The sequence below is a fragment of the Streptomyces sp. PTL18 genome, from assembly GCF_059510295.1.
The window spans coordinates 24,683-37,588 of sequence record NZ_JCAJZO010000028.1; the positions used below are offsets into that span (position 1 = coordinate 24,683).

The 12,906-nt window shown below is 67.6% G+C and carries 13 protein-coding genes; 3 read left to right on the plus strand and 10 right to left on the minus strand.

Features of this window, described 5'->3' with window-relative positions:
* Positions 1 to 66: 66 nt before the first annotated feature.
* The 8 genes from AC5WS8_RS33290 to AC5WS8_RS33325 form a co-directional block, all read right to left on the minus strand.
* Positions 67 to 693, minus strand: coding sequence for a GAF domain-containing protein (locus AC5WS8_RS33290; protein ID WP_496107241.1), 627 nt, complete (start codon positions 691 to 693; stop codon positions 67 to 69).
* Positions 693 to 1,286, minus strand: a complete 594-nt coding sequence (locus tag AC5WS8_RS33295) for a GTP-binding protein (RefSeq protein ID WP_496107242.1) — start codon at positions 1,284 to 1,286, stop codon at positions 693 to 695. Before AC5WS8_RS33295 ends, AC5WS8_RS33290 begins: the two co-directional genes overlap by 1 nt.
* Positions 1,287 to 1,338: 52 nt before the next feature.
* On the minus strand, positions 1,339 to 1,779 hold the full coding sequence (locus tag AC5WS8_RS33300) for a DUF742 domain-containing protein (protein WP_496107243.1): 441 nt from the start codon (positions 1,777 to 1,779) through the stop codon (positions 1,339 to 1,341).
* Positions 1,779 to 2,282, minus strand: coding sequence for a roadblock/LC7 domain-containing protein (locus tag AC5WS8_RS33305; RefSeq protein WP_496107244.1), 504 nt, complete (start codon positions 2,280 to 2,282; stop codon positions 1,779 to 1,781). The genes AC5WS8_RS33300 and AC5WS8_RS33305 overlap by 1 nt, the downstream gene beginning before the upstream one ends.
* A 58-nt stretch (positions 2,283 to 2,340) precedes the next feature.
* The gene (locus AC5WS8_RS33310) at positions 2,341 to 3,915 is read right to left on the minus strand and encodes a sensor histidine kinase (protein WP_496107245.1); all 1,575 of its coding nucleotides are present in this window, start codon (positions 3,913 to 3,915) and stop codon (positions 2,341 to 2,343) included.
* Positions 3,912 to 4,364, minus strand: a complete 453-nt coding sequence (locus AC5WS8_RS33315; protein ID WP_496107246.1) for a hypothetical protein — start codon at positions 4,362 to 4,364, stop codon at positions 3,912 to 3,914. The genes AC5WS8_RS33310 and AC5WS8_RS33315 overlap by 4 nt, the downstream gene beginning before the upstream one ends.
* Before the next feature lie 198 nt (positions 4,365 to 4,562).
* Complete coding sequence (locus tag AC5WS8_RS33320; protein ID WP_496107247.1) at positions 4,563 to 5,006, minus strand: hypothetical protein; 444 nt, start codon at positions 5,004 to 5,006, stop codon at positions 4,563 to 4,565.
* 326 nt (positions 5,007 to 5,332) lie between these two features.
* A complete protein-coding gene (locus AC5WS8_RS33325; RefSeq protein WP_496107248.1) occupies positions 5,333 to 5,785 on the minus strand; it encodes an ATP-binding protein in 453 nt (150 codons plus the stop codon).
* A 340-nt stretch (positions 5,786 to 6,125) separates the two neighbouring features.
* On the opposite strand from AC5WS8_RS33325, the gene AC5WS8_RS33330 reads away from it, so the two are divergent.
* Positions 6,126 to 7,514: an NsdA family TPR-like regulatory protein gene (locus tag AC5WS8_RS33330; RefSeq protein WP_496107249.1), complete on the plus strand. Its 1,389-nt coding sequence runs from the start codon at positions 6,126 to 6,128 to the stop codon at positions 7,512 to 7,514.
* Positions 7,515 to 7,580: 66 nt separating this feature from the next.
* Positions 7,581 to 8,069, plus strand: coding sequence for a TrmO family methyltransferase domain-containing protein (locus tag AC5WS8_RS33335; protein ID WP_496107250.1), 489 nt, complete (start codon positions 7,581 to 7,583; stop codon positions 8,067 to 8,069).
* Positions 8,070 to 8,125: 56 nt separating this feature from the next.
* On the opposite strand, the gene AC5WS8_RS33340 is transcribed toward AC5WS8_RS33335, so the two are convergent.
* Both AC5WS8_RS33340 and AC5WS8_RS33345 read right to left on the minus strand, forming a co-directional pair.
* A complete protein-coding gene (locus AC5WS8_RS33340) occupies positions 8,126 to 8,731 on the minus strand; it encodes a hypothetical protein (protein ID WP_496107251.1) in 606 nt (201 codons plus the stop codon).
* Between the two features lie 123 nt (positions 8,732 to 8,854).
* Positions 8,855 to 10,099 carry a helix-turn-helix domain-containing protein gene (locus AC5WS8_RS33345; RefSeq protein ID WP_496107252.1) on the minus strand — a complete coding sequence of 415 codons (1,245 nt, stop codon included), beginning with the start codon at positions 10,097 to 10,099 and terminating at the stop codon, positions 8,855 to 8,857.
* A 608-nt stretch (positions 10,100 to 10,707) separates the two neighbouring features.
* On the opposite strand from AC5WS8_RS33345, the gene AC5WS8_RS33350 reads away from it, so the two are divergent.
* Complete coding sequence (locus AC5WS8_RS33350) at positions 10,708 to 11,895, plus strand: hypothetical protein (RefSeq protein ID WP_496107253.1); 1,188 nt, start codon at positions 10,708 to 10,710, stop codon at positions 11,893 to 11,895.
* The last annotated feature ends 1,011 nt before the right edge of the window (positions 11,896 to 12,906 follow it).

Consider the following 12,906-nt stretch of genomic DNA (forward strand, 5'->3'; position numbering starts at 1 on the left):
TGGGTGGTCGCAAATTGGGTGCGGCCGGATCCGCTTATGGGTAGCCCGGGTGAAGGTGGCTGAGGATCAGGACTGTGGCGCGGCGGCGGTGATCTCTTTCATGACCGTGCCGCCGGTGTTCTTGACGATGTCCCTGAAGCCGCGGGCATCGGTGAGGAGCCGCGGCTCGGGGTCGATGATGCACACCGTGCCCAGCACGATTCCGGTCTCTTCGTGGATCAAGGGGGCGCCGAAGTAGGCGTGAATGCCGACGGCGTCGACGACGGGATTGCCGTAGAAGCGGGGGGACGCGCGGACGTCGTGGAGTGGCAGCGCCTTCTTGCGCCGGACCACATCGGGACACCAGCCGTCGCGTCGGCTCATGGTGCGGCCGATGATGGGGTGGCCGCTGTCCTCTGCCGGGTTGTGCAGGCCGATGAAGGTCTGCTCCTCGAGGAAGAGGTTGACCATCCCGTAGAGGAAGCCAGAGGCCTCCGCCATCTGGGTGGCGAAGTGGTCGTAGAACGCATGCGGGTGGGTGGGAACGCCCAGGCGCTGGATCAGGGCCTGGCGGGCCTCCTCCTCGGCCTGGACTTCGCTGCCCGTGCGGATCGCACCGGCATGGGGGACGATCGGGCCGCGTTCACTCCGTGTGGGGAGGCGGGCATTGGGGCCGGTGAACGGAGGCACGTGGATGTGGGAGTTCTGCGTCATCAGGCGTCCTGTAGAACGGTGTCGGTGGGGTGGGCGGGGCCGGTCGGGGCACTGGTCAGGGCGTGTCGGACAAGGCTGAGCAAGGCCTTCGCGACCGAGGTGGTTACGCGCGCGTCGCAGGTCACCAAGGGAATGTCGTCCGCCACTTTGAGGGCTTGGCGGACGTCGTGTTCGGGGTAGCGGTAGGCGCCGTCGAATTTGTTGACGGCGACGATGAACGGCAGGCCGATCTGCTCGAAGAACTCGACTGCGGCGAAGCTGCTGTCCAAACGGCGGGTGTCGGCCAGGACTACGGCGCCGACCGCCCCGCGGGACAGGTCGTGCCAGAGATCCACGAACCGGTCCTGGCCTGGAGTGCCGAACAGGTGCAGCTCCAGCGATTGGGGCACGTCCGGTGGCTCGAAGCGCTTGCGGCCATAGTCGAAGGCCACCGTGGTCGTGTTCTTCGCTTCCACGCCCGCCCGGTTGTCGGTGCGGGCGCTCGCTTGGGTCAGGTACTCCTCGGTGTTCAGCGGCTCGATGTCGCTGATAGCGCCGATGCACGTGGTTTTGCCGACCCCGAACCCTCCCGCGACGAGGATCTTCAGGCCCACAGGCCCGCTGACTTGCCTCAGCCGGGCGCCCGCATCAGCGGGCGCCAGCGGCTCAGCCGGCCTTGGGGTAGGGGGGTTCATCGGACAACTTGGCGAGGCCAACACTCAGTGCCTCCAGCAACTGTCGGGTCGGGCGCCGCCCGAGCGGTGAATTATCAGCGGGCTCGGTGTAGCCATTCGTCACGGGCACTACCAAGGCGCCCGTATCCAGCAGGTCCGAGAGCAGGACCCTCACGGTGGCCACGGGCCGGCGGATCGTGCCGGCCAGCTCGGTGACCGAGCGCCGCCGTTGCTGACACAGGGCCAGGATCTGCCGGCACTCCTCGGGCAGGCCCGGGCCTGGTCTGCCGGAGCCGGGTTCCAGCTCCGTCTCCAGGCTCAGCGGGTAGCGGGGACGGGTGCGCCCGCCGGTCAACGTGTAGTTCCGCACGAACGAGGAAGTGTCCGCGTCGGTCCTGGCTGCTAACGCGGTGTGCTGCCTGTCCGGGCTCATCAGACGTCCTGGCGGACCGGGGTGACCATGAACGGCGCAAACTTGTTCACGAGGTTCTGCATCTCGTATCCCACGGTGCTGACTTCGGCGTCCGGCTCGGTGATCACGCCGAGCACGGTCTCGACCGTGCCACCGAAGCTGCCGGGATGGTTCTTGAAGACCGCACTCGTGCCCGCGAACTGCAGGAAGAAGAAGCAGTCCTCTCGGTCGATGATCATCTGCGAGGGCGGCAGTTTTTCGCCGCGCGGCCCCTTGATGTTCTGCGCCAGCGAGGCCAAGCCGCAGAAGGCGGCGGCCCACGGGTCCGCCCAGTCCGGGTGGATGTCGCTGTCCAGCAGCTTGATGCCGTCTCGCGATACAAGCAGGGCGTGCGTCACACCCGGGATCTGGGAAACGAACTGCTTCAGCAGCCAGGCCATCTTCTTCTGGTGGTCGTTCATGTCGACCGGAGGAGCTGTCGCACTGTCGTCGCCGTTGTGGGGGCTCAGGTCTGGAGTGGTCACGGTGAATTCGCTCCATGCGGAATCAGTGGCCTGCGAGGGCAGGCCGCGGGGGTGGGGGTTACGGATGGCTGGCCGGGGGTTCGCCCGTACCTGACGGCTGCGGCGGTTCGGCTGCGGCGTCTTCCTGGGGTTGCGCAGCCTTCTGGCCGTCAAAGAACGCGGCGGCGAGGTTCGCTCGGGCTGCTCTCGCGGGCGGGCCTGGCCGGTCACCAGGGTCGGTGATGCGCAGCTGTCCGGGGACGCGCTGCGGCAGCGGCGGCGGAGTTGCGGAATGCCCGGGACTGGCCAGGGCGGGTGCCTGGCGTGCCTCAACGTCGAGTGCGGGCGGTGTTCGCACTCCCGCCTCCGAAGACGTCGGAGGAGAGGGCAGAGCGGCGGGCGACGGCCGGCCGGGAGCCGGGGCTGTCGTTGCCCTGCGGGCCGGGCGGACCTCTTCAGCCTCGACCGGGACGAGGTGCTTGGCCGGTACGACCACGAGGGCCGTGGTGCCGCCCGTCGCGTTTTCGGACAGCTTGATCGACATACCGTGACGGTGGGCGATCTTCGCGGCTACGAGGAGGCCGATCTTCGCCTCGCGCAGCTGGCTGCTGACATCAACCTTTTCCGGCGCCACCAGGAGCTGGTTCAGCTTCTCCCGATCCTGCCAGTCCATCGGCATCGCGCGGTCTTCGACCTCGATCGCCAGGCCGGTCGACACCGGCTGCGCCCGGACGTGCACCTTCGTGTTCGGGTCGGAGAATGTGCAGGAGTTCTCGATCAGCTCAGCCACCAGGTGGGACAGGTCGGGCCCCACGTGCCCGGGGAGAGCAAGCTCGGCTCCGACTGTGCTCGCCGCCACGGCGACCCGCGAGTAGTGCTCCACCTCTGAGACGGCGCCGCGCAGTACCGTCACGACGGGCACCGGGCGGCGTTCGCTGCGCAGTGAGTCGCCGCCCAGCACCGCCTTGCTCTCCACCAAGCGGCGCATCCGCGTCACCAAGTGGTCGATCTCGTAGGCCTTGGCCAGCAGCTCCGGGTCATCAGTCAGGGCCTCGAGCTCGTCCAGTGCCTCCAAGGCCCGCTTGATGAAGGCGTGTTCACGCCGTGACAGATGGTGGAGAAGCCCCACGAGAACAGCCAGCTGCGATTCGTCGTGCACGCGGAGCAGAGCCTGTACGGCCTGGACTTGTACCTCTGCCAGCAGTCCTTCGAGTTCCGCCACCGGCCCTTCGCCCTCGATCGGCGGGAGACTGTCGGGAACCCGCGGCCGTCCGCCTCGGCACAGCTCGTCGGCCGTCCACAGCAAAGCCTTCTCGACGGCATTTCCTGCGTCCGTGATCCGTTGCAGCCCCGCCGCCCCTGCTTGCTGTACGGCGGTGAGTTCCGCTTCCCGTGCCCGCTGCAGGGCGGCGGCAGCCGCCCGAGCACGGAGGGCTCCGAGGATTGCAGCCGCACCTACGCCGAACGCCAGACCGAGCAGGAGCGGAGCCACCGACAGGTCCGCCACCTGCCAGGCAAGGGCGGCAACGCACAGCAGGGCCGCCAGGAAGACGAGGGGCATCGCTATGGCTGCTCGCACCTGTTCGAGGATGTAGCGCTCCGCTTGTGTGCGGCGTCGACGGCCACGGCGGTGCGATACCGATGTGGGGGTCACGCGACCTCCTCCCGCGACACCGGGAGCAGCACCTGCACGGTCTTGCCGACCGTTTCGCCCTGCTCGTCCAGCAGGGGGTAGTGGGTCAGCCGGCCTCGGCAGTGGCTCACCCACCACAGGCCGCGCCCCGCGGGAGCACCCTCCACGACCTTGTCGAAGTCAGGGAAGTCCGGAGTTCCGTCGTCGACTTCGATGAGGAGTTGGCTGTTGGGGAGAATGACCAGCCTCAGCGGGGTCCCGTCGCAGTCCAGGGGCGCCGCGTGTGCTGCGGCGTTGGTCGTGAGGACGTCCGCTACGCTGCCCGCCGCGTCCTCGTCGCCGCCCCAGCCGATCTTGCGGAGCTGGCCGAGTACCAGGTTCCGCGCGGTCTCCCCGGACAGCGGCCAGGTCAAGACGGCACTCAGCTTGAACGGCGCCTCGTCCGGAACGGGGACCGGGACACCGCGCACGACCCCTTGTGCGCCTGCACCATGCTCGGCCTCGGTTCCAGAAGGCTGTTGCGTGGGTGCTGAGTCGGTCGGGCGCACGAGGGCGACGGTGCGCTGCGTCGGCGGCTTCACTGGGGAACTCCCTGGTTCGAGGTGTACGAGGCGCGGGCTCGGAGACGGCGGCCGGTGGTGACGGGGGCCTGGGCGATCGTGATGTAGTCAGGCATGGCATGCCTCGCGCCCACGCGTGCCGCAGATCCGCCGCATCCGGGCCCGCGTCTGACTGAGCGATTCGTGAAGGCCCGCCGGCTCCGTGACTGCGGCCGCCATTGGCCCGGGCACACTGAGCCAGAATCGGGCTCGACAGGCCGGCTGATACCCCCTGGTGAGGCACTGGAAGGACGGGCCGCTGCTGCAAGAGGAATGCGGTGCCAGCCACCGGTCAGCGGTTCCGGATCCGACGGGGACGAGCAGCACGCGGTGGGTGATGCAGCACAGCAGCGGTCCGACCTCGCGGCTTGCGTCGAGCATCGTGTCGATCGAAGCCATGCCGAGACCCATGCTGACGCGGACGACGTCGAAGTCGCGGGGGAGTGTGGGCGTGAGGGGAGTCTCGCCGGATTGAATCCGCCAGGCATGGCGCGTGGTCAGCAGGGGAATCATCAGCTCTCCGGTTAGGACGGGAATCCCGTCGGTCGGATGGGGCAGAGCGGCATTTCGCGGCGGGGGCCACGGCGATCAGGGCAGAGGGCAGCCTGGTGATCCGCAGGTCCTTCGTCGGGCGTGTCCGCCCACGCTGCTGTCGTGGTCGTGTGCCAGGGGAACGAGCCCGTTCTGGTGCCGGGCCGCAGCGGGACGGGGATGGCGCGGCACCAGAACGGAGACTTTGTCATCGCCCGGCGAAGGGGGAGCCGGCACGGCGATACGACGGCTGAGGGCATGCGACGAACGGCCGAAGGACGACGTGGCGACTGCCGGACTGAGGGTGCTCACAGGTCCTCTTCGCTCTGGGAGGAGGAGTACTCGAGTTCCAGCCAGACCGCTTTTCCAGTGCCGTCGGCGTTCGCAGTGACTCCCCACCGGTCGGCGAGGGAAGCCACAAGCAGCAGGCCGCGCCCGTGTTCCTGGTCCTCGGAAGCCGAGCCCAGGCGAGGCTGGTTGTCGGACGGATCGTGGACCGCCAGGCGCAGTCGCTGGCCGTCGTACGTCGTTGTCATGGTGACCTCGGTCATCGGGGGGCACTCGCTGCAGCCATGCGTCACGGCGTTGGCCAGGAGCTCCGTGGAGAGCAGGGCAGCCATGTCCGCGATCTCCCCCAGCCCCGAACGACACAGGAAGGCGCGCAGCTTGCGGCGCGTCGGGGGGATGGAGGCCAGGTCGGCGCGGAAAGCGTCCGCGGTTTGGAAGCAGCGTGGTGTCTCGCCCTCCGATGGCTTCGTCAAGCCCCTTGCACTTGCGAGGGTGTTGATTGGTGTTTTGGTCACTGCGCACGCTCCTCGGACCGCGCCGTCGTGCTCGACGACGGCATGCGGCCGACAGCCGCTGGCTCTTCTCCGCGTCAGGTAGTGCACGTTCGGTTCCTTCTGGCCGGATAGCGAAGGGCTGATTTTTGGCCACAGCCCGAGCGCGTATGCATGAGGTGGCCGATTCCCCGACACCGCAGGGGCGTTGGAGGAATATCGTCTTCACGAGAGAACCGCGTCTGCGGGCCAGTTGGTATCCCGTCGGGGACGTGGGTCCAATGAAAGTGATGAAAGATCGTTTCGGGGACAGGGGCGCACCATGGGGCGCACGCGCAACGTCAGACTTGAAGCTGTAATCAAGGAGTTGGGGCTGCCACAGGCACGATTGGCATCCCGGGTGCGCCAGGTCGCGGCCGAGAACAACGTGCCCGAGCTGGAGAACGTGACCCAGTCGCACATCGCCCGCTGGATCGGTGGCACCAAGCCCAGCGGACGGACTCCCGGTATTTTGTGCGAGACGCTCTCGCGTGGTCTTGGCCGCGTCGTCACGCTCGCCGACATCGGCCTGGCACCCGAGTCGGGGACCGAGCTGGAGCCGCCCGAGTGGAGCGTCGACACCTTGACGACGCTGGTGACGCTCGGGGGTACGGACATGGACATGGATCGTCGGCGGGTGCTGGTCAACTCGGCATACTCGGTTGCGGGCCTGGCACTGCCCAACGAATTGTGGTGGGAGGAGGCGGCCGAACGCGCACGCAGCCGCAAGCCGCTTTCGGCCCACACGGTCACCGCCCAGGACGTGGAAAACGTCCAAGAGATGGCGGCGTTTTTCTCCCGCCGCGACCAGCAGCGCGGCGGCCGAGGCGTGGGCCGGAGCGCCCTCGTGGCCTATCTTCATAACGAAGTCGCCGAGTTTCTCTCCGGCCGCTACAGCTCCGAAAACGTGCGAAGGGCCATGAGCTCGGCAGCAGGAGAACTGGCCTACCTCGCCGGCTGGACCGCTTTCGACGCCGGCGAGCACATGGTGGCGTTGCAGTGGTTCCGTGTCGCCACGCAGCTCGCCGAGGAAGCCGGGGACGCACCGCTGGCCGGGCACATCATCCGGGCAATGGCCCACCAGGCCGTAGACCTCAACCAGCCGGTCGAGGCCGTGCGTCTGTCCGAAGACTCGCTGTCCGCCCGCCGTTACACCAACGCATCCTGGCGGGAGCGAGCCTTGCTGGGGGTCGTCCACGCGCGAGGCCTGGCCGCTACAGGTCAGAAGAAGGCGGCCCTGGCCACCTTGCTCAAGGCCGAGAGCGACCTCAGCCAGGCCTCGGAGGGGGACGACGAACCTAGCCGCGTGTTCTTCTTCGGCGAAGCCAGCCTGGCCCACGAGACCGCCGCGGCGCTGCGTGACCTCGGCGATCTCAAGGGCGCCGAGCAGCAGTTCGAGCACAGCGTGCGCACCAGGCGCAAGCAGTTCCAGCGGACCCACTCCGTGACGTTGGGTTACCTCGGAGCAGTCCAGATTCAGCAAGGCCAGCTCGATGCCGCGTGCGCAACATGGAATCGGGCGCTGGACGCCATGACCGGAGTGCAGTCCGGACGGGCCCGGGAGACTGTCGTACAGATGCGCCGTGCCCTCAGCCCGTTCCGCAACCGTGCGGGCAGCCACGTCACGGAATTGGACGCGAAAGCCCGTGCGGTACTCGGCAACGTAGTCTGACGCACACTGCAGAGCGCCAGAACGGCTCAGGAGCAGTGGTCTCCTGGCCCCGACGAAGGGCAGTACGTGTTCGACGCGCACATCCAAGTGCCGGTGATTGCAACGGTCGTCGGCGGGCACGCCGGCCGCCTCGACGACTACAAGGGCGGGGTCCAGTCGATCATCCGTCTGAACGGCAAGACGCCCGCGGAAACGCTGCAGGGAATCGAGGAGTTTTCCCACCTGCAGGTCGTCTGGTACTTCCACGGCGGATCGCCTGACGATGTCGCTCTTCACGCACGAAGCCCCCGCGATAACCCGCAATGGCCGGCCACCGGTACGTACGTGCACCACAATCACCGACGCCCCGCCCGCATCGCGGTCTCGTACCCTCGCCTGCTGCGCGTCGAGGGGCTGGACCTGTACGTGGAGGACCTGGACGCCGACGACGGCACACCGATCGTCGATCTCGTGGCCGTATTCAAAGAGATGCTGCCGCGCGGCCCCGTGTACCAGCCTGCCTGGCCGACAGAGATGCTCGCGAATTACTGGGCGAACGCCGAGGAACGCCCGTAACTGGACACCCTCGTGCGCGGGCAGGGGCGGCGCGGCTGGAGTCTGGTCGCTGACGTTCACAGCCGTGCTCCACTGGGCTCGGCTGTCGCTCGGAGGGCCTGTGCCAGGGGAGCCAGCAGGTCTTTGCCATGGATCAGCGGCAGCGGGTGGTGGGTCTGGTCGTGCCACGGCGGCTGTTCCCATCGCATGCCATGGGAAGGCGGCAGGGCGACCCACTGCTCGGGGCCGGACCGGACCTCCACGGTCGAGGGGCTTGTGCCCTCGGGCAGTGCGTAGCGGCCGGTGGCCGGTAGGACAAGCAGCACGGCCTTGTCCTCGCCGTACAGAATGCACGGCACGGCCTTGCCGTCGCGATCGAGCCGCATCACAACTGAGAGACCGCTCCACTTCGGCAGCACAAGGGCATCGAAGGGAACGGTGGGGGCGATCAGCGCGGCCCCGGGCGAAGCATTCAGCTCTGCGGCCAGCCCGTCCGCCGGGCTGGGGATCAGCGGTCCAGGCAGCGGGTGCGCGCCGGATGCGGGGCAGGTGCCCGACTCGCCGCACGTGCAGCCGCCCCTGGGCCGGTGCCTATGCCCAGGGGCGATCGACCACCCAAAGATGCTGGTGTACGCAGCACCGCAGGCGGCGGCGTCTTGAGTGTTGATGAGCTGCGGCGACATGGCGATCCCCTTGCGGATGTGTCGTCAGCGACGACACATCACGATGGACCAAGAGACCGCCCGCGACCCGGAAGAATTTTCCGGGTAGTTTTTCAACCCCCGCCGCAGGACTGGCGTTTGACGCTAATGCACCAGTTCCATGCTGCGTACCAGGGACGATAGAACGCTCGCCTGCGACGGAACGCCAACGCCGGCCAGGTCCTTGACCAGGGCGCGGGCCATCGGATCAGAATTCACGTAGTAGGGCGCCTCAACCGATGCTTGCTTCAGCGTCATCACGGCGGAGGGCAACCGGTTCATGCGCCGTAGAGCACGCGCCTTGTCGATCTGATAGTGGATCTTCCGCTCCTTGCTGGGGACGTCCTCCACGGAGACGTTACGTACCTTGGACAGTCCCGCGTCAGGCTGGTTGATCTCGACGCCGACCTCGGCGGCGTGTACCGCGACGGTGCCCCTGCCGAATACGGTGTGCGCGTCGAGGTCGTACCACTCCGCACCAAGGCGGTCAGCGTCTTCCAGGGCCGTGTCAACACGTGCCCAGGCATCGTCTGCCCTGGACCCGCGGGCGTGAGCAATTGCGCAGCGCAGGTGCAGTGCGCCCCGAAGTGAAAGAACTTCGTTCGCTGGCTGACGAGCTGAGGCAAGCGGTTCCAGATCGCGTAGTGCCGCCTCGGCGACGGCCACGGTCTCGGGGAGCGACGCCTGATGCAGCAGGGCACCGCAGCGGTCCCAAGCGACCTGTGCCTTCACCAGCGGGTCATCAACTTGGGTCGCGGCGTTGGCGGCAACCTCGGCGGAGGACCAAGCGAAGTCCGGGTAGCCGAGCTGGTTCAGCACCATCCGAGCCGTGCGGGCGGCGTCCACCAGGAGCCGCAGCGCCTGCTCCCGGTCGCTGCCGTCACAGACGAGCAGGGCGGTGTTCAGGTCCTCGATCAAGCCGGGCAGCAGCATGGCGGCCTTCGGGAGGTCCGCGTTCTGCCTAGCGGCGTTGGCCTGGCGGGACCTTGTCCGCACCTCCGCCAGCGGGATTGGAATCCCCTGCGGGGTCAGCCCCGGGTGGCCGGAGAGGATGAGGCCGGACCGGCGCATGCTGGTCCGCATGGCCGGAATGTAGGAGTGGGCGATGTTTCCGCCGTTTTGCTGGAGCCGGTACGGCTGACCGAGCAGCCACACCACGTCAACATCGCAGTTCTCTGCGATGTCGGTAATCAGCGAATAGCGGTCGAGTGGGATCCGCCCGGTCTCCACCCTGCCCAACCAGTCCCCAGTGCGGCCGAGGAGCCCGGCCAGCTCCTCTAGGGTGAGCCCCTTCGCATTGCGAGCGACCCTAACGCGCGCACCGATGTGAGCGTCCATGTCTTCGGGCATACTGAAGCTCCGTTCTGCGTCGACAACAGAACGGTACCCGGGGCGCCGCCCCGGTGAGTGCGCTCAGCGGCCTTCGTCTTTGGCGGAGGCCGCTGTCGTGCTCACGGGGCTGCTGATCCGCTGTGCCACCGCGCCGCCCGGCCCCGGCTGGCTGACCTCGCTCTGGTGCCGCGCAGTCCCCGTCCCGGTGCGGCCGGCGCCAGAACGGGTTCGTTATGGCTACCGGGGATCCGCGGCAAGCCGCAGCGATTGGTCACAAGGCTCTGGATGAGGCTGCCAGCTCCCTCACGCAGGGGCCGCCGACGACCTGCGGCAGCTCGCGCCTTCGTCGACAAACGCACCAGGGTTCAGGAAACGGAGGGCCTTCGTGAGGGGATAGCGGCTACCCGTTTGTCTGTGCCCGTCTCCAGGGACCACGATGCGTACCCGTTCCGCCAGGCGGGAGCGAGGCATGGGATCTGCCCGCCCCACGGGATGCAAACCTCATCGTCTCGGATTTCCGGGAACAGTCGGCCTCGGAGCTGCCAACCTTGCGCCTCCAAGATCCGAGCTGGGCCTTGCGCTCCACGGGCCTATCGCTTTCTGGTCAGATGAGAGGAGGACAGCCTATGACCGCATTCGTGCTAGGCAATGGCCCGGCGGCTCACCCCTTCGCCGGGATCAGCTGTCCCTCGGGCGGACCAGCACTTGAAACTGCGACGCGGCTCCTCCTGGACGCCTGCCCGGCGGTGAGGCTCTCGCCACGGCGGGACGAACCCCTCTCAGTGGTCTGGGACCATGGGGTGGGTGCCGCGTACCAACTCTATGCTGCAGCCGAGCGCGACCTTCAGGCACACCTCGACCGGAGCGCAACAGAGGCAAAAACGAGTTCCAGCGCCGCTCAGAAATACGTGGCCGCGGCCACTACTTGGTTGGAGTCTTGCGGCCCTGACTGGCGAGCTTTCGACGGGGGAGATTGGCAGGAGGCAGCACGCTCTTGGCATCGCATGACTGGCCTGCCGATTCATCCCGCAGTGCAGAACCTTCTTGATGAACGGCATGGACCGGTGTCCCTCAGTGCCACCAGGGAGCTGGATGACCTCGCAGAGGCAGTCCAGCAGGCGGGGCATCCTTGGACCGGACAGGACCTCCTCGACCTGGCCACGGTCACACTTGCGGCAACGCATCACAGTGCACCCCCCGGCCTGCGTGGCGCCGCGTACGCCTACCTGGACCAACTTGCTGCGGAACCATCTCCGCTGGGCAGCGTCGGCTTCCCGCCCGCTGAAGAAGCGACGAATGAAGAGCCCTTGTGGCTCGCGCCCGCTATGGGCCTCGGGCAGTACGCAGACATTGGCAGAGGTCAACTGATGGATAGTCTGACCGAATTTGAGAATGTCCTGAATAGCCCGAGAGGTCCCGCTGACGTCACCGTGGACCTTCTCAACGCACGAGCCCTCGAGTTGGCGGCAGCAGCCAGCCGCGTGATCCGAGCACGCCGTGAACGGGACCCGAAGGCCGAAGAGCGACTGAAGGTGCTGGCGCGCCGACGGCTGGAGGAGCTGGAACGCGTTGCATGGGTCGCTGCCACTAGCAGGGAAGACCAGCACCTGCTTTCCCGCACTGAGATGACCATCAGCCGGGAGCAGGCGCGTACCGCGCTGATCGATGAAGACTATGCGCGCTGCGAACGGCGACGGCACCAGCAGACCAGCGATGCGGGCGCCCAGGCCTCCTGCGTCGGTCGGGCGCAAGAGTGCCCGACCGAGGTTCTAGTCCCGCAGCATGCTGAGGTGGCCATGGAGGACCGAGCGTGAGTGACAACGGCGCGATCGTCTACGTCCTGCCCGACAAGGAAGAAACCCAGTCGCCGCTGAAGGCTGCGCAGTGGTGGCTTGCTGCCGACCGCCCGTCCGGCCCTGCGCCAACGCTCATGGCGGAGGTCAGATCTGTAGGGCCGGAGGCCAGCCTCACGATGCTCGCGGATCCGCGGAGCCTGCTGTCCATGGCTCGTACGGAAGCCGGCATTGCCGCCTGCACGGATTGTGACGGCAGCGGGCAAGCCACGCACAATGGCAACAGGCCGGCTGGGGACGGCGCCGCCGACCAGTCCGCGGACCACTGCGCAGGGTGCGCCGGCCGGGGCTACACCGGCCCGGCCCCAGCAGACCATCCGCTCTTCATCGCCGAGGCGGACTGGATCCTGGCCAGGCTCCCCGGCAGCGAACTCCCCGACGAAGGACACTGGCAGCGTGCCGCGCGAGCCTGGACACGCCTCGCGCAACCCGCCCTACAACCCAGCATCGGCAGAGCCCGGGCACACGCAGGAAACTGGGAAGCATCCCAGGCCTTCAGAGGTGAACTTCAGGCACTGGCCACGACCAAGGCAGTCCCAACAGCCATCTCGGTAGCCCGAGGACACGAGCACATCCTCGCGAACTGGGCAGTCGTGCAGGCTGCAGCCCCCCACGACGTCGACGCCGCAGCCCAGGCGGCAGCCCTACTGCGAGAGCTGACCGGACAGCTCTTCCCGGCCGCAGCCGCCGGTTCCACGGGATCACTGCGAAACAGCGAGACCAACCCTCGTCTCACCACGGCTCTGACGATATGTGCTTTGGCTACCCCCAGCACAGGAGCTGCTGAGGCTGCGGAGGTCCTGCGCCGCGCTACCGACCCGATCCGACCGTCGGGGCGAACCCCCAACTCCGCAGTTCTAGAGGCGGTCGTGCCTGCCCTGAATCCCGCCGCGGCGCCCGGCCAGAACTCCGCCAGCGTGGTACTCGACCGGCTTGCCGAGGCGACGGCTGTCGCCATCCGAGCTCGCGGAA